We start from the raw sequence: 19,944 nt of genomic DNA, 5'->3' as shown, positions 1-19,944 counted from the left end.
ATAGGGATGAATGCGCGCTCAGGGAACCGGGCTGGATCGCGGCATCATGCCCTGCTCACGCTGGCGGATGATCCGTAAATAGGTGTCGACCAGCGCCTGATTGACCTGATCCCACCCGTTGCGCTCCGCCCGCGTCTGCGCCGCCGCGCCCGCCTGTCCGCGCGCATCGCAGTCCAGGCAATAATCCTGCAAGGCATCGGCAAAGGCTCCGATCGCGCCGGGGCGGATCAGCCGCCCGGTCACCCGATCGCTCAACAGGCTTTCGCTGCCTGTGGCCCGCGCCGCAACAGTCGGCACGCCGCACGCCATCGCCTCCAGCGTGACATTGCCGAACGTCTCGGTCACCGACGGGTTGAAAAGCATGTCCATGCTGGCGACCGCGCGGCCCAGATCATGCCCCTGCTGGAAACCGGTGAAGATCGCGCCGGGCAGGCGGTTCTGGAACCATTCGCGCGCCGGCCCTTCGCCCACCACCAGCACCTTGTGCGCCACCTGGCGCGTCGCAAGCTGGTCGATCGTATCGGAAAACACGTCCAGCCCCTTTTCCATCACCAGCCGACCGATAAAGCCGATGGCGGGCATGTCATCATGGATGCCGATGGACCGCCGCCAATCGAGATCGCGGCGACCCGGATTGAAAATCTCCCGGTCTATGCCGCGCGTCCAGATGCCGACATCATAACTCATCCGCTGTTCGCGCAGCAGTTGGGCCATCGATTCGGACGGCGCAACGATCGCGTCGCAGCGGCGATAGAAGCGGCGCAATATCCCCTCGATCACCGGCTCCAGAAAGGCGAGGCCATAGTAACGCGGGTAAGTCTCGAACCGCGTATGCACCGAAGCAACCGTCGGCAAATCATTCTGCCGCGCCCAGCTGAGCGCACGATGGCCTAGCGGATCGGGGCTGGACAGGTGGATCAGATTGGGCGCGAACGCCTTGAGATCGCGGCGAACCCTGGCCGACATCGCATAGGGAATCCGATATTCCTTGCGGCCCGGCACCGGCACGGACGGCGTGCTGATCAGGTCGCCTGCGGGCGCGAAGGCCGGCGTATCGGTGGTGGGCGAATAGACCCGCACCGCCGCGCCCTGCCGCAGCAAATAGCCGACAAAGCGATTGAGCGCCTGATTGGCCCCATCGCGCACATAATTATAATTGCCGCTGAACAGGGCAATGCGAAGGCCGCTAGCATCCATCGCAGCCCCCTTAGCCCAAGAAATGTGAAAACCCAAGGGAACCGGGTAAGCCTTTGGGAATTATGCCCTTAGTTAGGATTGGGACACCGGCTGACGCGGTTGCGCCCAAGGGATAGAGGATGCCCCGATGCCGCAGACATTCCGTAAAGGTGCGCGAGTCAGATGGAATTGGGGGCAGGGCGTCGGCCGGGGACATATAGCGGAACGGTTCGACCGTCCCGTCGAGCGCCATATCGAAGGCGTGCCTGTTCGCCGCAACGGATCGCCCGCCAATCCCGCCTATCTGATCCACGCCGATAATGGCGCACAGGTGCTGAAACTCAGTTCCGAAATCCACACCGCCTGACGCCACTGGCTTGCAGCCGGCCTCTCGCATCGTCGGCGGAGCCATGGCATGACGGGGCATGGACACGCCCTTCATGACCATCGACGCGCTGCTTGTCGGCACGCCCGTCCCCTTTCGCGACGGCGACTATAGCGCCATCGCCAAAACGCCTGTCACCGGCCCGGTGCAGATCACATGGGACGGCTTCGTCGGTAATCAGGTCGCCGACCCGATCCACCATGGCGGCTGGGACAAGGCGATCCATCTCTACCCGCAGGATCATTATGACTGGTGGCGCGATCGCAAACCCGGTCAGCCCTTGCTCGACGCGCCCGGCGCCTTTGGCGAAAATATCGCCTCGCGCGGGATGACCGAGGATCAGATTTGCCTGGGCGATCGCTTCACCTTGGGCAGCGCGATCGTGGAGGTCAGCCATGGCCGCCAGCCCTGCTGGAAACTCGACCACCGCTTCGCCGCCCGCGACGTCATGGCGACCATCGTGAAAACCGCGCGCAGCGGCCTCTATTTCCGCGTGATCCAGCAGGGGGAGGCGCAGGCAGGCACCGCCATGACCCTGATCGACCGCCCGCTCCCTGACTGGAGCATCGCCCGCGTCTTTCGCCTGCTGATCGGCGGCGGTCATAAAAGCGACCCGTCCGCCGTCCGCACCCTCGCCAACACCCCGGTCCTGGCCGAAGCCTGGCGCGACCGCGCCCGCAGGCTCGCCCCCTAGCCCTTCTCCCCTTGGGGGAGAAGGATATGAAGCCTTGGCGGCGTGCCGCCTAGGCGAAGTTGGAAGAGGGGGAACGGAACGGCGCGCCGTTCTCTGTCCTACAAACCCCCATCCTGCTATACCGCCACCCGGCTCTTTCCCGCGTAAATCCGCACAAGTGCATCTTATATTATTATTACTCACCAAGGACCGAAAATATCGCATTTACCGGGAAATATGCGAAGTTAAGCCTCGCATTTCCAACATTCTGCCTCTCTGCCATCCCTCTGGCGCAGCGCTGGCGCGCCCCCTATAGCTGTCCTATGACATCCAACGACAAAAAGGCGCCCGCCCCCAAGCGCCCCGCCCGCGACAAAGTGCGCCCCGCCGGTTTCCCGACCCGCAACGAAATCATGGATTTCATCACCACGTCCGACCAGCCAGCGGGCAAGCGTGAAATCGCCAGGGCGTTCGGCCTCAAGGGCCAGGAAAAGATCGCGCTCAAGGCTTTGCTGAAGGATATGGCCGACGAAGGCTTGATCGACCTCGGCCCCGCCCGCGCTTTCCACAAGCTGGGCGGCGTACCCAAGGTCACGGTGCTGCGCATCATCGATGTCGACGACACCACCCTGATCGCCACCCCCGAACGGTGGGAAGCCGAAGGCCAGCCCGCGCCCCGCCTGCGCATCGTCGAGCGCGGCAAACGCGGCGCGCTGACTGTTGGCGACCGCATCCTCGCCCGCACCGAGGAAGCCGGGAAGGGCTGGATCGCCCATCCGATGAAGAAGCTGCCCAAGGCAACCGAAATGCTGCTGGGCGTGGTCGAGGAAATGGCCGACGGCAAGCTGTGGTTACGCCCGGTCGACAAGCGAATCCGCAAGGACACGCCGATCAGCGATCTTGGTTCGGCCAAAAAGGGCGATCTGGTGCTGGCCGAGCCGACTGGCCGCCCGCCCCGGATCAGCGCCCGCGTCACCGACATTCTCGGCGACCCCTTCGCCCCCCGCAGCTTCAGCATGATCGCCATCCACAAACATGGCATCCCCCACGTCTTTCCCGACGCGGTGGAAGAGGAAGCCGTCACCGCCTCCGCCCTCCCCCTCCATGCCGAAAAGCGCGAGGATCTGCGTCATCTGCCGATCGTCGCGATCGACCCGGTGGACGCCCGCGACCATGACGATGCGGTCTGGGCGACCCCGGACGAGGATGAGGGCAACCCCGGCGGCTTCCGCGCCATCGTCGCCATCGCCGACGTCAGCTACTATGTCCGCCCCGGCAGTGCGCTGGACCGCGAAGCCCGCAAGCGCGGCAACAGCGTCTATTTCCCCGACCTCGTCGTGCCGATGCTGCCGCACCAGCTGTCCTCCGACATGTGTTCGCTCCGCGCCGGGCAGGACCGCGCGGCGATGGCCTGCCACCTCGTCATCAACGCCGCTGGCAAGGTGACGTCATGGCGCTTCTCCCGCGCCATCATCCGCGTCGCCGCCGTGCTGGCCTATGAAGATGCGCAAGCTGCGATCGACGGCAAGGCCGATCACCCGATGCTCGACATTGCGCTGAGGCCGCTCTGGGCCTGCTGGGCGCTGCTGCACAAGGCGCGGGAAAAGCGTGAGCCGCTGGCGCTCGACCTGCCCGAACGGCGTGTGGTGCTGGACGAATGGGGCAAGATCGTCAGCGTCGCGGTGCGCGAACGGCTCGACGCCCATATGCTGATCGAAGATTATATGATCGCCGCCAATGTGGCAGCGGCCAAGGCGCTGGAGCAGAAAAAGGCCCCGGTCATGTACCGCGTCCACGAACCGCCCAGTCGTGACAAGCTGGTCGCGCTCAAAGATTATCTCGCGACCTTCGACATCGACTTCGCTCTCGGTCAGGTCATTCGCCCCGCGACCTTCAACCATCTGATCAAGCGGGTAGGGGAAGCGGAGGAAAAGCCGCTGATCATGGAGCAAATCCTGCGCAGCCAGACCCAGGCCTATTACAGCCCGGTCAATATGGGCCATTTCGGCCTGGCGCTCGGCTCCTACGGCCATTTCACCTCACCCATTCGCCGCTATGCCGATCTGCTGGTCCATCGCGCGCTGGTCGGCGCCCATGGCCTGGAACTGCCCGCGCCCAAGGGCGGCACCATCCCGGCCAAATCCTCGCTGAGTGTCGAGGATTATGAGAATATGGGCCGTGTCGGCGAAATGATCAGCCAGTTCGAGCGCCGCGCCATGGAGGCGGAACGCGATACGGTCGACCGCTACGTCGCCGCTTTCCTCTCTGCCCATGTCGGCGAAATCGTGAAGGCACGGATCACCGGCGTCCAGAATTTCGGCTTCTTCGCCACGGTCGAGGAACTGGGCGGCGACGGGCTGGTCCCGGTATCGACCATGGGCCGCGAACGCTTTTTCTACGATGAGGCAGGAAGGGCGCTGGAAGGCGTGGAAAGCGGCGATCGCTATACCGTAGGCCAGCGGCTGGAATTGCGACTGGCGGAGGCCGATCCGATCAACGGCGCGCTGCGCTTCGAATTGCCCGACACGCCTCCCTCACGTGGCGGCCCGATCAAACGCGACCGCACTCGTCCGGGCAGCCATCGCGGACGGCCGACCAATGTGCGCCATATCGGAAGCAAGCGGGGCAAGCATAAGCGCTAACCTCGATCCTCCCCGGCACGGGGAGGGGGACCACGAAGTGGTGGAGGGGGCCATCCACCCGCACGGCGTTGATACGCCTCCCCCCTCCGTCGGGCTGCGCCCGCCACCTCCCCTTGCAGGGGAGGATCAATCAATAGACTCAACTCAACCGATCAATCGCCTCAGCGTCCAGCGCGCCAGGAATGATCATGATCGGGCAGGGCATCCGCCCCGCATCGGCCCCGGCAAAATGCGACACCAGCGCGCCGGGTGGCCCGCTGGCCGCGGCACCCAGCACCAGCGCGGCGACATCGTCCATCTCGTCCAGCGTCCGGCGCACCACGGTCACCGCATCGCCCTGCCGCACAGTGATGCTGGGGCGGATGCCGGACTCGTCGGTCAGCGTCCCCGCAGCGCTGGTCACCAGCGCTTCGGCGCGTTGCAGCGCCTCATCCTCCATGGTCGCCTGCACGCCGCCCCACTGGACGAACTCGGCAGGCGGAATCAGGGCCAGGATGCGGACCGCGCCGCCCGTCTGGGCTGCCCGCCGCGCGGCAAAACGCAGCGCGGTTTCCGCTTCCGGCGATTCGTCCACGACAACCAGATATGTCCGCACTTTCCATCGCCCCCGCGTCGCTTTTATGGCCCCGCCGGGGGTCATTGCCGGTCCAACTAACCAGTGCGGTGAAATGTGGGCCATATTTGCCCCTTCCGCAAGCGCTCGCTTGACCGATCCGGCGAATGGGTGAAAACGGGCAGCCATTGGCGCGTGCCGTACAGATAAGAAGAGGCCCCGAACGCATGAGCAAGACGATCCAGATGCCCGCTTTGTCCCCGACCATGGAGGAAGGGACGCTGGCCAAATGGCTGGTTAAGGAAGGGGATACGGTATCGTCCGGCGATCTGCTGGCGGAAATCGAAACCGACAAGGCGACAATGGAATTTGAAGCTGTCGATGAAGGCATCGTCGCCAAGATCCTGGTGTCCGAAGGCTCCGAAGGCGTGAAGGTCGGCACCGTCATCGCCATTATCGCCGAAGAGGGCGAGGATGTCGCGACTGCCGCTGCCAGTGGCGGCAAGCCCGCGCCCAAGGCCGACGCCGTTCCCGCCAAGGCAGAGGCCGCAGCCCCCGCCGCTGCCGCGCCGAAGGCAGACGCGGTCCCCGCTGCGCCAGCCTCCGCCGACGCCCGCGTCAAGGCCAGCCCGCTCGCCCGCCGTCTGGCGCAGGCCAAGGGCATCGATCTGGCCGCTGTTTCCGGCACCGGTCCCAACGGTCGGATCGTCAAGGGCGACCTGGACGGCGCAAAGGAAGGCGTCGCCGCGCCAGCCGCTGCGCCCGCACCTGTCGCCGCGCCCGCAGCCAAGGCACCCGCAGCAGCCCCGGCACCCGCCGCCGCCAGCGGCGCGCAGGATTTCGGCATCCCGCACGACGTCGTCAAATTGAGCGGTATGCGCAAGACGATCGCGCGCCGCCTGACTGAATCCAAGCAGCAGGTGCCGCACATCTACCTGACCGTCGACATTCAGCTCGACAAGCTGCTCAAGCTGCGTGGCGAATTGAATGCGGGTCTCGCCAGCCGCAAGGTCAAGCTGTCGGTCAACGACCTGCTGATCAAGGCGCTGGGTGTCGCGCTGATCGAAGTCCCCGAATGTAACGTCCAGTTCGCGGGCGACCAGATGCTGCAATTCAAGCGCGCCGACATCAGCGTCGCCGTGTCGATCCCCGGTGGCCTCATCACCCCGATCGTGACCGGCGCGGATGCCAAGGGCGTTGCCGCTATCTCGACCGAGATGAAGGATATGGCCGATCGCGCCAAGGCGGGCAAATTGTCGCCCAATGAATATCAGGGCGGCACCGCGTCGCTCTCCAACATGGGCATGTTCGGCATCAAGCAGTTTGAGGCGGTCATCAATCCGCCCCAGGCCATGATCATGGCGATCGGTGCGGGCGAAAAGCGGCCCTATGTCATCGACGACAGCCTCCAGATCGCCACCGTCATGTCGGCGACCGGCAGCTTCGACCATCGCGCCATTGACGGCGCTGACGGCGCGCGCCTGATGAAGGCGTTCAAGGAACTGATCGAAAACCCGATCGGTATGCTGGCCTGATGGCGCTGATCGACGAGCAGCCGCCGGAATATAGTCCGGCGGTGCGCGTCATCGCCATGCCCGCCGATACCAATCCCCATGGGGATATTTTCGGCGGCTGGTTGATGAGCCTGATGGATTCGGCAGCTGGATCAGTCGCCGCCCGTCATTCAAAAGGCAGGGCGGTGACGATCGCGGTCGAGGGGATGACGTTCCTGCGCCCGGTCATTGTCGGCGATGAAGTGTCGGTGTTTGCCAGCCTGGCGTCGGTCGGCTCCACGTCGATGAAGATCATGGTCGAAGCCTGGCGGCGCGCCCGTCATGACGACCGTTCCTATCGCGTGACCCAGGCGACCTTTACTTTCGTAGCGATCGGAGAGGATCGCCAGCCCCGTTCCGTTCCGCCAATCGCGGAAGCCTAATCATAAGAAGCGAGTGTGACCCATGGCTGATACCTACGATCTCATCGTCCTTGGCTCCGGCCCCGGCGGCTATGTCGCCGCGATCCGCGCCGCGCAGCTTGGCCTGAAAACCGCCGTTGTCGAGCGCGAAAATCTGGGCGGCATCTGCCTCAACTGGGGCTGCATCCCGACCAAGGCACTGCTGCGTTCGGCCGAGATTTTCCACTATATGCAGCACGCCAAGGATTATGGCCTGGCCGCCGACAATATCACCGCCGACATTGAAGCGGTGGTGAAGCGCTCGCGCGGCGTTGCCAAGCAGCTTAATCAGGGCGTTACCGGCCTGATGAAGAAGAACAAGATCACCGTCCATATGGGCGATGGCAAGCTGACCGGCAAAGGCAAGCTGACCGTCACCAAGGATGGCAAGGTCGAGGAACTGACCGCCAAGCATATCATCATCGCCACCGGCGCGCGCGCCCGCGACCTGCCGCAGCTCAAGGCCGACGGCAAGCGGGTGTGGACCTATCGCCACGCGATGACGCCGCCCGAAATGCCGACCAAGCTGCTGGTCATCGGCTCCGGCGCGATCGGCATCGAATTTGCCAGCTTCTATAATGACATGGGCGCGGACGTGACTGTGGTCGAGATGATGGACCGCATCGTTCCCGTCGAGGATGCAGACGTGTCCGCCTTCCTCGAAAAGGCGGTCAAGAAGCAGGGCATGACCGTGCTGACCGGCGCGAAGATCGAGAAGATCGCGACCGGCGACAAGGGCGTGACCGCGACCATCAAGGACAAGGCAGGCAAGGCGATCGAGGCCGACTATAGCCATGTCATCGTCGCCATCGGCATCGTCCCCAACGTCGAAAATCTGGGTCTGGAAGATGTCGGGATCGAACCCGACCAGCGCTACCACATCAAGACCGACGCCTATGGCCGCACCAATGTCGACGGCATGTGGGCGATCGGCGACGTCACCGCGCCGCCATGGCTGGCGCATAAGGCGAGCCATGAAGGCGTCATCGTCGCCGAGGCGATCGCGCAGGCGCTGGGCAACACGGATGTCCATCCCCACGCCATGGACGTGCGCAACATTCCCGGTTGCACCTACTGCCACCCGCAGATCGCCAGCGTCGGCCTGACCGAGGCGAAGGCGAAGGAAGCCGGTTACGATGTGAAGGTCGGCATGTTCCCCTTCATCGGCAATGGCAAGGCGATCGCGTTGGGCGAATCCGAAGGCTTCACCAAGACGGTGTTCGACGCCAAGACCGGCGAACTGTTGGGCGCACACATGATCGGCGCGGAAGTGACCGAGATGATCCAGGGTTATACCATCGGCAAGACGCTGGAGACGACCGAGGCGGAATTGATGCACACGGTATTCCCGCATCCGACCATTTCGGAATCGATGCATGAAAGCGTACTGGCGGCCTATGGCCGTGCGCTCCATATCTGATCGGCGTACATCACTGCTGAAAGGCGCGGGGGCTTTGGCTCTCGCGCTTTTTTGCGTCTTGGGCGTTGCGCTGATGCAGCGGGCGGGGTGGTTGGATGGCCTGAATGTCGGGCTGATGGGCTGGGCTGGGACGGCGCGCGATAGCGGGATCGGCCAGCAATTGACGCCGGTGATGCGGCTGGCGACGGCGATCGGCGACACGATCGGCAGGCTTGCGATTTTGGCGCTGGTCCTGCCTGCGCTGCTGTGGCGGCACCGCCGCGCCGACGCGCTCTGGCTGGCGCTGATGATGGCGGGCGGGACCGCGCTGAACCTGATCCTCAAGCAGATCTTCGCCGCGCCGCGCCCGGACCTGCTGCCGCATCTCGACATCGTCCACAGCTACAGCTTTCCCAGCGGCCATGCGGCGGGCAATATGATGATGTTCGGTGCGCTGGCGATGCTGGCAGGACGGCGTAGCGCCTATTGGGCCGCGGGCGTGATGATCGCGCTGATCGGGGCCAGCCGTGTCTGGCTGGGCGTGCATTGGCCGAGCGACGTGACCGCCGGATGGATCGAAGGGTTGGGTTGGCTCGCTTTGTGCCGCGTCTGGCTACCAGCGCGGCGAGGGTAGCAGCAACGCGCGCGTCAGGCTGTCATGCGGCGGCATCCCGTCGCTGGTGATGAAGCCATGGACCCAGAAACTGTCATAGGCGCTGGCTGCTGCGATCAGCAGGAGGAGCAGCGCGGAGGTGGCAAGCGCTGCCCGTGCGCCACGCACCGCCCGGTCGGGGGATAGCGCAAGCAGTATCAGCGGCAGGACAGGCAGGAAATAGCGCCCCTGCGTCCCCTGGATGAAATCCGCGCCCGGCGGCGTGCCGGTCAGATACATGGCGGTTTCGATCAGCAGCGCGACCCCGCCTGCGACAGCCAGCCACCAGAGTCGCTGCGCTGCACCAAAACGCGCCTCCGCTCCGCTCAGCACAGCTGCGCCCAGCATCACGGCTGCCAGCGGATAGGCGATCAACGGCAGCAGGATGGCGTTCCAGCCAAAGCGCCCGACGATCTGGAGCGCATAGACCGGCGCGCGCTCGATCACGCTGGACGTCAGGATGCGGACATAGCCGACCGGATCGTTCAGGATCACCGCCAATTGATCGGCCAGCGGCGCGGTCAACACGCTCTCGCCGGTCTTGCGCGACATGATATGGTAGAGCGCCTGACTGCCGCCCGAAAATTTCATCCAGCCTATGAACACCGCCGCGCCCAGCGCCATCGCGCCCAGGATCAGCCACGGCCGCATATCACGCCGATGCTGCGGCCAGCGCAGGCCCGCCGCCGTCAAAGGCAGATAGACGCCCTTGGCTAACGCCAGCAACGACGCGGCCAGGAACAGTCCCGCCGACGCCTGCCCCATGAACCCGACGCGCAGCGCCAGTGCCAGCCCCAGAAAGCCCATGCCATTGATCACCGCATCGGGCGAGAGCGAGCCAATCTGATAAGCAAAGGTTGGCAGCAGCGCGACGCCCAGCATCGCCATCCGGCCAAAGGGCAACAGCCGGAGCGCCGCGATCAGCAGGGCCAGCGCGACAAGCGCATTGACGATCCGCCCGACATAGAAACTGCCCAATCGCGGCAGGCCCAGCGCATCGCCGATCAGCAACCCCGCCGCGCCCGGCGCATAAAGCGTCGGCGCATAGCTGGCGACATTGGGGAATTCGGCAAAGACGGTGCCGGGCCGCGAGGCATCCGCGTTCCAACTGTGCGCCAGCATTGCGGTGTCGAACCGGCGCACAGTGGCAGGCACATCGGTCGGGAAATCTACTGCATGAAGGTTGATCGCTGCGCGAGGCAATTGCGCCCCGATCGCCTCGCCATGCTGCGTCGCCAGCACGCCGCCTTCCAACAGCAGCAGCGCCTTCATATAATGCTGGTTTTCGTCCGGCGCCTGAAAGGGCGGCGTCACCACCGCAAAGAACAGCGTCGCGGCGCAGATCGCCGCCAGCAGCAGCCGTTCGAGCGCGGACCATGGCGCAGCGAACAGCATGTCGCCTCGCGTCGCCCGCGCCATCCCAATCCGCTCGTTCCGCATTACCGCCCTGTGCTTCTGGTCCATTCCCGCCCGACCATAGGCCGCCAGCCCTTAACATTTCGCGCCTGTAAAGAAATTTTGCCCCAGCGTGACTGCAAAGGAAAAGGCCCGGCCGCTTGGAAGCGACCGGGCCTTTTCCTTTGTACAGAGCTGAAAAAGATCAGCCGCTATAATACATGTCGAATTCGACCGGCGAAGGCGCCATTTCCCAGCGATACACTTCGGGCCATTTCAGTTCCATATAGGCGTCGATCTGGTCCTTGGTGAACACGCCGCCCTTGAGCAGGAAGTCCTGATCCTTTTCCAGGCTTTCCAGCGCTTCGCGGAGCGAACCGCACACGGTCGGCACCTTGGCCAGTTCCACCGGCGGCAGGTCGTACAGATTCTTGTCCATGGCTTCGCCTGGATGAATCTTGTTCTCGATCCCGTCGATCCCGGCCATCAGCAGCGCCGATGTGGCAAGATAGGAGTTGGCGAGCGGATCGGGGAAGCGGAATTCGACGCGCTTCGCCTTGGTGCCGGCACCATAGGGGATACGGCACGAAGCCGACCGGTTGCGCGCCGAATAGGCGAGCAGCACGGGGGCTTCAAAGCCCGGCACCAAACGCTTGTAGCTGTTGGTGGTCGGGTTGGTGAAGGCGTTGAGCGCCTTGGCGTGCTTGATCACGCCGCCGATGAAATAGAGGCAGGTGTCGGACAGACCGGCATAGCCGTCACCGGCAAACGTATTCTGCCCCTTGCTCCAGATCGAGATATGCGTGTGCATACCCGAACCATTGTCGGCCTTGATCGGCTTGGGCATGAAGGTCGCGGTCTTGCCATAGGCCTGGGCCACCATCTTCACGACATATTTGTAGATCTGGATGCGGTCGCAGGTTTCGACCAGCTTGCCGAAGGTCAGGCCCAGTTCGTGCTGGCTGCCCGCGACTTCATGGTGATGCTTGTCCATGGGCAGGCCCATTTCCATCAGCGTGGTCACCATTTCCGCACGGATGTCGGTGGTCACATCGACCGGGCCGACCGGGAAATAGCCACCCTTGGCGCGCGGACGGTGGCCCATATTGCCGCCATCATATTTCGTGCCGGTGTTGGTCGGCAGCTCGACATCGTCCAGCTTGTAGAAGCTGCCATTATAGGTGTTGTCGAATTCGACGCTGTCGAACATGAAGAATTCAGGTTCCGGGCCGATATAGACGGTGTCGCCAAGGCCAGTCGACTGGAGGAACATTTCGGCGCGCTTGGCGGTCGAACGCGGATCGCGCGAATAGAGCGAACCATCTTCAGGTTCCACAATGTCGCATACCAGGATCATCATCGGCGTCGCGCTGAACGGGTCGAAGAACACCGCGTCCAGATCGGGCTTCAGAATCATGTCCGATTCGTTGATTTCCTTCCAGCCCTCGATCGAGGAACCGTCGAACATCAGACCGTCGGTCAGCTCATCTTCGCCAATGACGTTCGCGCACATCGTCAGGTGATGCCAGGTGCCCTTGGGATCGGTAAAACGGACATCGACCCACTCGATCTCCTTTTCTTCGATCATCTTGAGAATGTCTTTTGGCGTATTGGCCATGTGCGCTTGCCCTTCTCGTTTGTTACCCCCCCGAAGGGGTAGATGGATGCCCGTTGTTCCGTCAGCCCGATAGCGGGGTGACGAGAATTTGCGTGAAATCAGATCGCGTCGCTGTCCCGCTCGCCGGTGCGGATGCGCACGGCGCCCTCGACGTTGGAAATGAAGATCTTGCCGTCGCCGATGCGCCCGGTCTGCGCAGCGGCGCAGATCGCCTCGACCACACGGTCCGCCAGCGCATCATCAACGACGACTTCCAGCTTCACCTTGGGCAGGAAATCGACGACATATTCAGCGCCGCGATAGAGTTCGGTATGGCCCTTCTGCCGACCAAAGCCCTTGGCCTCGGTCACGGTAATGCCCGATACGCCCACTTCGTGGAGCGCTTCCTTCACCTCGTCCAGCTTGAACGGCTTGATGATCGCTTCTATCTTTTTCATCACTTGTAATCCCAACCCATGACGCACGACAGAATGCGGGCGCGACCCGCATCCCTCTCTCCTCAAGTGACGATCGTCATGTCCCCCCAAAGGCCAAGCGCCGTCCCTCTTGATATCCAATTACCGTGCCAAATGGCGAATCGCTAGAACATGCTTTCGGCGATGCAGCAATCTTTGTCCATATTGCCCGGATTCAGGGCATTTTCGTGCCAAACTGCCCGTTTTTTAAGCAGGGCATGGCGCGCGCTCAGCTATAGGGCGGCGCGTCCAGTCCGGCAGGGCTTTTGGTGAAAATCTCGCACCCCGTTTCGGTGATGCCGATACTATGTTCAAACTGGGCGGACAGGGTTCGGTCGCGCGTTACCGCGGTCCAACCATCGTCCATCATCTTGACGCCGGGCTTGCCGATATTGATCATCGGCTCGATCGTGAAGAACATGCCGGGCTTGAGTTCAGGACCAGTGCCGGGGCGGCCGATATGGACGACCTCCGGGCTGTCATGGAACACCCGGCCCAGACCATGGCCGCAGAAATCGCGCACCACGCCATAGCGGTGCTTTTCCGCGTGCCGCTGGATCACATGGCCGATGTCGCCCAGATGGTTGCCCGGTTTCGCCTGCTCGATGCCCAGCATCAGGCATTCATAGGTCACCTCGACGAGCCGCCGCGCCTTGATCGGCGCGTCGCCAGCGATGAACATCCGGCTCGTGTCGCCATGCCAGCCATCGACCAGCGGGGTGACGTCGATATTGACGATGTCGCCATCCTTCAGCCGATAGTCGCCGGGGATACCGTGGCAGATGACATTGTTGATCGATGTGCAGCAGCTATGGGTATAGCCGCGATAGCCCAAGGTCGCAGGCACGCCGCCACCATCCAGTGTCATGCGCCGCACAATGTCGTCCAGCTCGCCCGTCGTCACGCCCGGCACGACATGCGGCACCAGCGCGTCGAGTATCTCCGCTGCCAGCCGTCCGGCGCGGCGCATACCTTCAAAACCGGCCGCGTCATACAGTTTGATCGCGGACGAACGGGAAATCGGCGCATCGGCCGTCATCGTCATATATTCGGTCATGGCATGACTATAGGGGCAGATGCGCCATAATGCGAGAGGGCGGCTAGGCAGGCCGGACATGGCAGGCTATGGACGCGCCATGGCCGATCCCACCCGCATCTGGACCGCAGCGCTGATCGTGATCGGCGACGAAATCCTTTCTGGCCGCACCCAGGACAAGAATGTCAGCCAGATCGCGACCTGGCTGAACGTCCAGGGCATCCGCCTGCGCGAAGTGCGCGTCGTGGCGGATGACAGTGACGCGATCATCGAGTCGGTCAATATCCTGCGCGCCCGCAACGACTATCTGTTCACCACCGGCGGTATCGGCCCGACCCATGACGACATCACTGTCGATGCGATCGCGGCGGCACTGGGCGTGCCGGTGGAGGTGCATCCACAGGCACGGGCGATGCTGGCAGGCTATTATGAAACGCGCGGTGGCCTGACCGAAGCGCGACTGCGCATGGCGCGGGTGCCTGCCGGGGCCAGCCTGATCGAAAACCGCATGTCGGGCGCGCCGGGCATCCGCCATGGCAATATCTTCATCATGGCCGGCGTGCCGCACATCACCGCCGGGATGCTAGATAGCCTTACGGGAACGCTGGAGGGTGGGCTGCCGGTCCTCTCCGCCACCATCGGCTGCTGGGTCGCGGAAAGTGAGATTGCCGACCTGCTGGGTGCCGCCGAACGCGCGCATGAGGGCTGCCAGATCGGCAGCTATCCCTTTTTCCGCGAAGGCCGCACCGGCGCCAACTTCGTGGTCCGATCGACCGATGCCAGCGCGCTAGACCAGTGTGTCGCAGCGCTCAGTGCCGCGCTGGAACAGGGCGGTTGGCCCATAGTGCCGGACGGTATCTAGAGATCAGCGTTTCGCCGCGAACCAGATGACGTGGCGCGGCCCCTTGCCATTATCGCGCGCTTTCACCACCACTTCATCGACAGCATAGGCCGCATTGCGCAGGCGACGGGTAAAGGCATCGTCCGATCCCGCCGACCAAACGGCTAATATGCCGCCGGGGGTCAGCGCATCGCGCGCCACCGCCAGACCCTGCGCGGAATAGAGCCGGTCATTGGCCGCCATCGTCAGCCCGTCGGGACCATTATCCACGTCCAGCAGGATCGCGTCATAACTCCCACGCCCGTCCGCGATCGCCGTCGCGACATCACCCATAACCAGTTCGACCCGCGGATCGTCCAGGCATCCCGCCGCCAGTTCCGCCATCGGCCCGCGCGCCCATGCGATGATATCCGGCACCAGTTCGACCAGCGTGATTCGCGCATCGGCGGGCAAGATCGCCAGCGCCGCACGCAGGGTGAAGCCCATGCCATAGCCGCCGATTAGCAGATGCGGTGCCTTGCGCCCCGCCAGCCGCTCGATCGTCATGACGGCCAGCGCCTTTTCCGAACCGCTCATCCGGCTGCTCATCAATTCGTTGCGGTCCAGCACGATCATGAAATCGCCACCCCGGCGGTAGAGCTTCAATTCCTCCCCGCCCGGAATGGCGGCAGAGCCAAGATATTCGCGCGGGGTCATGCTGGCGTCTTTCCTTATGATGCGTCGCTGGCGCGCATGGCAGCTTGGCAAGCACGGCGCAAATGCTACAGGCATGTGCCAGATGCCGTCGCGCGATGGCCAGACATATCGAACGGCAGGCAGTTCCTCTTTTCATGCGCTATTTTCTCGACACCGAATTTAACGGCTTTGGCGGCGCGCTGATGAGCGTCGCGCTGGTGCCGGAGCATGGCGACCAGGAATTTTATGTCGCGCTGCCACTGCCCGACGATGTCGAGCCATGGGTGGCGCAGCATGTCGTCCCCTATCTGCGCCATGTGCCGCCGGGCATATATCTGGAACTCAACCGGGTGGATGCCGCTGACCATGTCGCCGCCTATCTGGAGGGCGATGACGATCCGCTGATCATCGCCGACTGGCCGGAAGATCTGGCCCATTTCTGCGCCCTGCTGGTCAAGGGACCGGCGCTGATGGCCGGGGTCGATTTCGGTCTGCGGCTGGAATTGATCAACGCGGCGGGCTTCAGTGCGGCGGCCAACAGCCGGGTGCCGCACAACGCCCTGCATGACGCGCGGGCGCTGCGGGATTTCTACTTCGCCGATTGAGGCACAGTTGCGCGGCCGATCCGCGCCCGCTCCAGCCACCACAGCAGCGCACTGACCAGCAACCAGCCCAAAGCGAACGGCCAAGGCGATCCAGGGCTTGGCTGGCCGGTCGCCGCCCGGTCGTCCCGTGCTGGCGGGCGCAGCATCAGCATGGCGTCTCTATCGCGTGTGGCACGCATCATCGGCAGAGCATCGGCGGGCTGGACGTAGAAGGGCGTCGACTGGCTATCTCCGGGTTTGCGCAACAGGTGCCAACCCGCCTTGTCGGGCCAGAAAGCGCCGCAGCCGCCCACGGGCAACAGGCTCGCCATCCGTCCATCCGGGCGCTCGACCTGTGCCGCAGCGGTTAGCCCGCACAGGATCATGCGCTCGCTCGCCCAGCCTGACGTGGTGATCGGGGGCCTGCCGGGCGCGGGGCGCGCGACGGTCGCCAGCATCGCACTCCACCAGTCGCCATAGAGCGTCCGATACCCCGTCAACGTCAACGCATAGCTGTCGATCCCGGTGAACAGCGCAACCCGCCCGGTGCCGACCGCGCGCCAGGCCGCCAGCGTCGCGCCACCCGCATCGCGCAGCAGCGGCACGGCATCGCCGCCGTCCGGTGTCAGGCCAAGGCGGCTGATCTCCGGCAGCATCTCGTCGGGCAAGGCAATGTCGGCTGGCACATCGTCATTGCCGATGCCCTGACGGGTACGGGCGATGGCGGGTGGGAGAGCCTTGGGCAAAGCGAGCGGTGCCACGCCATCCTTGCCAGCCAAGCCAAAGCCCAACGCCCGCCACTGGCCGCGCGTCGCCGCGTCGATCGGCCCGCTGGCGCGCAGGATCAGACCCAGCCCGTCCCACACCGCGCCCATCACCACACCACGCCGCGCCGCCCAGCTCCGATCGTCGATGATGGCGACATCGAACCGGCGCAGCGTCGCGCCGTCGATTGCGATCGGGGCATCACCCAGCGCGATCCCGCCGCCCGCGCTCATCTGCGTCGTGACGGCAAAGCCCGCATCACTTGCCCAGCGGCGCAGATATTTGATCTCGGCATTGGGCGCGGCGGAGAGGATCAACAGGCGCGGGGCGGGGCTGTCCGCTACCAGCACCGGCACATTAGCCTGTTCGACTGTACGTCGCCCATCGCGCACGCGCAGGGTGAACAGCACGGCTCCGGCGGCGCGCGCCGTGCCGGTCAGCGCGAAGCGCCCATCGGCATCAGCCTGAACGCTGTCCGTCACCTGTCCGGCGGGGTCCAGCAACTCGACGGTGGCGCGGGGCAGGGCGCTTAGCTGTCCGCCGATGCTGAAACTGCTCCCCGGCGCAACGATCGCAGGGGGAGCGATATGGCTGATACCCGCACGCTCCGGCGGCGGGTCGAAGCGAACGGCAACAGTCTTGGCCGCTTCGATGTCACGAGGAGTCAGGCCGTTGCCCAGCACGATAATCTCGCTCGTGCCGGGATGCCGACGCAGCGCGGTCGCAAGGTCCGGGACGCGCTCACCAGCGCCAAACTCCGGGGCTTCGGGCAGAAGGATGAGCGGGCTACCCATAGCGGCAAGACGCGGCGTTCGCTGCGTCGCGACACGCAGCGCGTCGCCACCCGTTGTTACCGCTGGCGGGAATAGCGCCAGGAACAGCAGCACCGCACAGATTGGCTGGAGCAACAGCAGCGCGATCAGGCGCTTGGGCGATGGCGCAGCGGCGCTGCGATACCACAGGATCAGCCGCACGCTCGCCAACAGCACGGCCGCGCCCAGCAGACCAGCGGTGATCCATGTGGGGGTCATGGCGTGCCGCCTCCCATCGCGCCCAGATAGCTTGCACCACCAGCATCAGCCGGACGGCGACGGGTCAGATGCGCAGGCGGCCGCGCCATGGCGGTCCACAGCAAGGCGTGCAGCTTGGCGCGACATGCGACGCAGGCCGGGTCGCGACGCACCGCGTCGATCGCGCCCGACAGCGCCAGCGGATCGGGCAGATGCGCGGCCTGCCCCCGCGCCCAGCGATCAAGTGCATCGAGTTCGATCGGTCCCCGGATTGCGCCCGGCCCATCGCCCAAAGCGCGCCAGGCCGCGGCGGCGGGACCATCGCGTCCCTCGACAGGGCTGATCGCCAGAATGCGGCTCGCCAGCCCCTCCCGCTTGCCGGTCATGCGGCGGCTGGCGTCGATCGGCGGCAGTTCCGGTCCGACCCGCGACAGGAAGATGCGCGTCGCCTGCTGCACCTCCTTGATGAAGCGCAGCGCGCGATAGGCGTAGGGCAGCGCCAGATCGGGATGCCCCTGTTTCAGTTGCAGTTCGGACTGCCACATTTCATCGACCGCCTTTTTCAGGATAGCGCGGGTTTCGGGGTCGAGGCTGGAGGCGGGCGAATCGTCATGGGGGTGGCCGAAATCTGCCAGCACATCCTCCGGCGCGCCGAAGGCGGGTGCGGGCTGGCGCGGCGGCCCGCCATGATCATGGCCGTCATCGTCGCTATGCTGCTCGCCGTCATTGGTGGGCGGTTCGGGCGCGCCTTCCTCCTCGCCGCCCAGAAACTGGCTGTAGCGACCGCGCAATATCTGCTGGTCGCCGCCGATGCTGGCGGAACGGGCGAGATAGCGATCGGCGGCAAGGTGGCGCTTCTGCTTGATCAGCGTTTCGGCGTCGATGATGATCTGGCGCTGGCTGCGTAAATAGGCGGGCAGGGTGGTGTTGACCATGCCCTGAAGGCCGCTGCTTTCGGGCTGTTTGGGTGATGGCCAGCGCAGGATCAGGCTGGGGCCGCGCACTTCGTTGGCGACGGGCTGGCGCGTGTCGCGAACGATCAGTTGCACCACCATATCGCCGCCAGCGCCAAAGCCCAGAGCGCCGAAATCCAGCCGTGGGGTAAAACGCCGGTCGCGCGCCGGACCGCTGCCGGACAGGGCGATCTCACGTTCGCTGAAGGTCACATTCTCCCCTTCGCCGATCGCCAGCGTGACGCGCAGTCGGGCGGTGGCGGTGACGCCATAGTCGTCCGTAGCGGCAAAGGCCGGGGTCCAGCTGCGTTGACCGGCCGTTACCATCGTCAGGCTGGCGGGGGGGCTGATTGCTCTCACCTGCGGCGGGCTATCGGCAATGGCGTCGATCCGGTGGAGCGGTGGCGTTGGGCCACGGCCAGAGGCTGGATCGACGCGATAGAGAAAGGAAGCGTCGAGCGTGCGGCTGGCAATCCAGTTGGCGCCATCCCGGCGCAGGGCAAGCCGCGCGCCGCCGACCGGCTGGATCGCGGGAACAGTCGCCTGCGGATCAAAGCGCAACGTCCATTCGATCCGCGATCCCACGGGCGCGCGGGCGTCCAGCGACGCTGAATCGCGCGGCGGCAGGCCGGTATAGGCTGGCGGGATGATCCGCAGATTTTGGGCGACCAGACGCGGTATGCCGGGAATTGCGGGGAGTGCTTCGGTGCTGGGGGCAAGGGTCGGCGGGCCGTGGCCGGGGCGAGGCCAGAACAGCACCAGTCCGATCACGATCAAGCCCGCGATCCACAGGATCAGGATCAGGCGGCGCGACCAGTCGGGGCGCAGGTTTTGCGGACTGTCGCCGTCGATCCTGTCCGCCAGACGCCCCTGCTGGAGCCGTTCGAGTGGACCGAGCATGGCCGGGTCAGCGAACAACAGGTCGGCGCTGTCCTCCAACTCCGGCCGATTGGCATCCAGCGCGCGGACCAGCCAGCGCTGATCGTAGTGCTGGGCGCGATGGCGGGCGACCAGCAGGGCGATAGCGACACCGACCACGACAATCACGACGGCCGCGACCATGCCGGACAAGCGCCAGCCGATCGCGGCGAGCGCCAAAATCAGCGGGATGGCAAGCGCCAGACTGTCGGCCAACACCCGACGTCTTGCAGGGGCCGTCCAACGCGTGAGCAAATCCG

Annotated in this window: 18 protein-coding genes; 9 read left to right on the top strand and 9 right to left on the bottom strand. The window is 64.6% G+C overall.

The window, feature by feature from the left end; genetic code table 11:
* Positions 1 to 18: 18 nt before the first annotated feature.
* Entirely contained in the window at positions 19 to 1,197 is a 1,179-nt protein-coding gene (locus ACODR8_RS02800; protein WP_489005864.1) for a glycosyltransferase family 4 protein, read from the bottom strand.
* 127 nt (positions 1,198 to 1,324) lie between these two features.
* On the opposite strand from ACODR8_RS02800, the gene ACODR8_RS02795 reads away from it, so the two are divergent.
* The 3 genes from ACODR8_RS02795 (at position 1,325) to rnr (ending at position 4,876) form a co-directional block, all read left to right on the top strand.
* Positions 1,325 to 1,543 (top strand): hypervirulence associated TUDOR domain-containing protein, encoded by a 219-nt coding sequence (locus ACODR8_RS02795; RefSeq protein WP_217672253.1) that lies wholly within the window; start codon positions 1,325 to 1,327, stop codon positions 1,541 to 1,543.
* A gap of 58 nt (positions 1,544 to 1,601) precedes the next feature.
* Positions 1,602 to 2,255: an MOSC domain-containing protein gene (locus ACODR8_RS02790; RefSeq protein ID WP_489005863.1), complete on the top strand. Its 654-nt coding sequence runs from the start codon at positions 1,602 to 1,604 to the stop codon at positions 2,253 to 2,255.
* A 302-nt stretch (positions 2,256 to 2,557) separates the two neighbouring features.
* The gene (gene rnr, locus ACODR8_RS02785; protein ID WP_489005862.1) at positions 2,558 to 4,876 is read left to right on the top strand and encodes a ribonuclease R; all 2,319 of its coding nucleotides are present in this window, start codon (positions 2,558 to 2,560) and stop codon (positions 4,874 to 4,876) included.
* A 139-nt stretch (positions 4,877 to 5,015) separates the two neighbouring features.
* Here the strand turns inward: rnr and ACODR8_RS02780 are convergent, their stop codons facing one another.
* A complete protein-coding gene (locus ACODR8_RS02780; protein WP_217672427.1) occupies positions 5,016 to 5,471 on the bottom strand; it encodes a universal stress protein in 456 nt (151 codons plus the stop codon).
* A gap of 185 nt (positions 5,472 to 5,656) precedes the next feature.
* On the opposite strand from ACODR8_RS02780, the gene ACODR8_RS02775 reads away from it, so the two are divergent.
* From ACODR8_RS02775 to ACODR8_RS02760, 4 genes are read left to right on the top strand one after another with little or no spacing between them, the layout of a single operon-like run.
* Positions 5,657 to 6,964: a pyruvate dehydrogenase complex dihydrolipoamide acetyltransferase gene (locus ACODR8_RS02775; RefSeq protein ID WP_489005861.1), complete on the top strand. Its 1,308-nt coding sequence runs from the start codon at positions 5,657 to 5,659 to the stop codon at positions 6,962 to 6,964.
* Positions 6,964 to 7,365 carry an acyl-CoA thioesterase gene (locus ACODR8_RS02770; protein ID WP_119747510.1) on the top strand — a complete coding sequence of 134 codons (402 nt, stop codon included), beginning with the start codon at positions 6,964 to 6,966 and terminating at the stop codon, positions 7,363 to 7,365. The genes ACODR8_RS02775 and ACODR8_RS02770 overlap by 1 nt, the downstream gene beginning before the upstream one ends.
* 22 nt (positions 7,366 to 7,387) lie before the next feature.
* A complete protein-coding gene (gene lpdA / locus ACODR8_RS02765; protein WP_489005860.1) occupies positions 7,388 to 8,803 on the top strand; it encodes a dihydrolipoyl dehydrogenase in 1,416 nt (471 codons plus the stop codon).
* Positions 8,781 to 9,416: a phosphatase PAP2 family protein gene (locus ACODR8_RS02760; RefSeq protein WP_489005859.1), complete on the top strand. Its 636-nt coding sequence runs from the start codon at positions 8,781 to 8,783 to the stop codon at positions 9,414 to 9,416. Before lpdA ends, ACODR8_RS02760 begins: the two co-directional genes overlap by 23 nt.
* Here the strand turns inward: ACODR8_RS02760 and ACODR8_RS02755 are convergent.
* The 4 genes from ACODR8_RS02755 to map all read right to left on the bottom strand — a co-directional run bounded on the left by ACODR8_RS02755 (position 9,396) and on the right by map (position 13,959).
* On the bottom strand, positions 9,396 to 10,874 hold the full coding sequence (locus ACODR8_RS02755; protein ID WP_489005858.1) for a DUF2142 domain-containing protein: 1,479 nt from the start codon (positions 10,872 to 10,874) through the stop codon (positions 9,396 to 9,398). The two genes, ACODR8_RS02760 and ACODR8_RS02755, sit on opposite strands and share 21 nt — an antisense overlap.
* Positions 10,875 to 11,034: 160 nt before the next feature.
* On the bottom strand, positions 11,035 to 12,447 hold the full coding sequence (glnA, locus tag ACODR8_RS02750) for a type I glutamate--ammonia ligase (protein ID WP_489005857.1): 1,413 nt from the start codon (positions 12,445 to 12,447) through the stop codon (positions 11,035 to 11,037).
* Positions 12,448 to 12,545: 98 nt separating this feature from the next.
* On the bottom strand, positions 12,546 to 12,884 hold the full coding sequence (locus ACODR8_RS02745) for a P-II family nitrogen regulator (protein ID WP_043151458.1): 339 nt from the start codon (positions 12,882 to 12,884) through the stop codon (positions 12,546 to 12,548).
* Between the two features lie 247 nt (positions 12,885 to 13,131).
* Positions 13,132 to 13,959: a type I methionyl aminopeptidase gene (gene map / locus ACODR8_RS02740; RefSeq protein WP_119747499.1), complete on the bottom strand. Its 828-nt coding sequence runs from the start codon at positions 13,957 to 13,959 to the stop codon at positions 13,132 to 13,134.
* Between the two features lie 79 nt (positions 13,960 to 14,038).
* On the opposite strand from map, the gene ACODR8_RS02735 reads away from it, so the two are divergent.
* Positions 14,039 to 14,800 (top strand): competence/damage-inducible protein A, encoded by a 762-nt coding sequence (locus tag ACODR8_RS02735; protein ID WP_489006167.1) that lies wholly within the window; start codon positions 14,039 to 14,041, stop codon positions 14,798 to 14,800.
* A 3-nt stretch (positions 14,801 to 14,803) separates the two neighbouring features.
* On the opposite strand, the gene ACODR8_RS02730 is transcribed toward ACODR8_RS02735, so the two are convergent.
* Complete coding sequence (locus ACODR8_RS02730; protein WP_489005856.1) at positions 14,804 to 15,475, bottom strand: spermidine synthase; 672 nt, start codon at positions 15,473 to 15,475, stop codon at positions 14,804 to 14,806.
* Positions 15,476 to 15,609: 134 nt separating this feature from the next.
* Here ACODR8_RS02730 and ACODR8_RS02725 point away from each other — a divergent pair, with 134 nt between their 5' ends.
* Positions 15,610 to 16,059: a hypothetical protein gene (locus ACODR8_RS02725; protein ID WP_217672428.1), complete on the top strand. Its 450-nt coding sequence runs from the start codon at positions 15,610 to 15,612 to the stop codon at positions 16,057 to 16,059.
* Here the strand turns inward: ACODR8_RS02725 and ACODR8_RS02720 are convergent.
* Together ACODR8_RS02720 and ACODR8_RS02715 are read right to left on the bottom strand one after the other, a co-directional pair.
* On the bottom strand, positions 16,044 to 17,834 hold the full coding sequence (locus tag ACODR8_RS02720; RefSeq protein ID WP_489005855.1) for a carboxypeptidase-like regulatory domain-containing protein: 1,791 nt from the start codon (positions 17,832 to 17,834) through the stop codon (positions 16,044 to 16,046). The genes ACODR8_RS02725 and ACODR8_RS02720 overlap by 16 nt on opposite strands.
* Entirely contained in the window at positions 17,831 to 19,903 is a 2,073-nt protein-coding gene (locus ACODR8_RS02715) for a DUF4175 domain-containing protein (protein ID WP_489005854.1), read from the bottom strand. Before ACODR8_RS02715 ends, ACODR8_RS02720 begins: the two co-directional genes overlap by 4 nt.
* Positions 19,904 to 19,944: the final 41 nt, after the last annotated feature.

This window comes from Sphingobium sp. FG58 (genome assembly GCF_057809055.1).
Note: the sequence above shows the minus strand (reverse complement) of the source record. Positions and strands in the feature narration are given on the sequence as shown.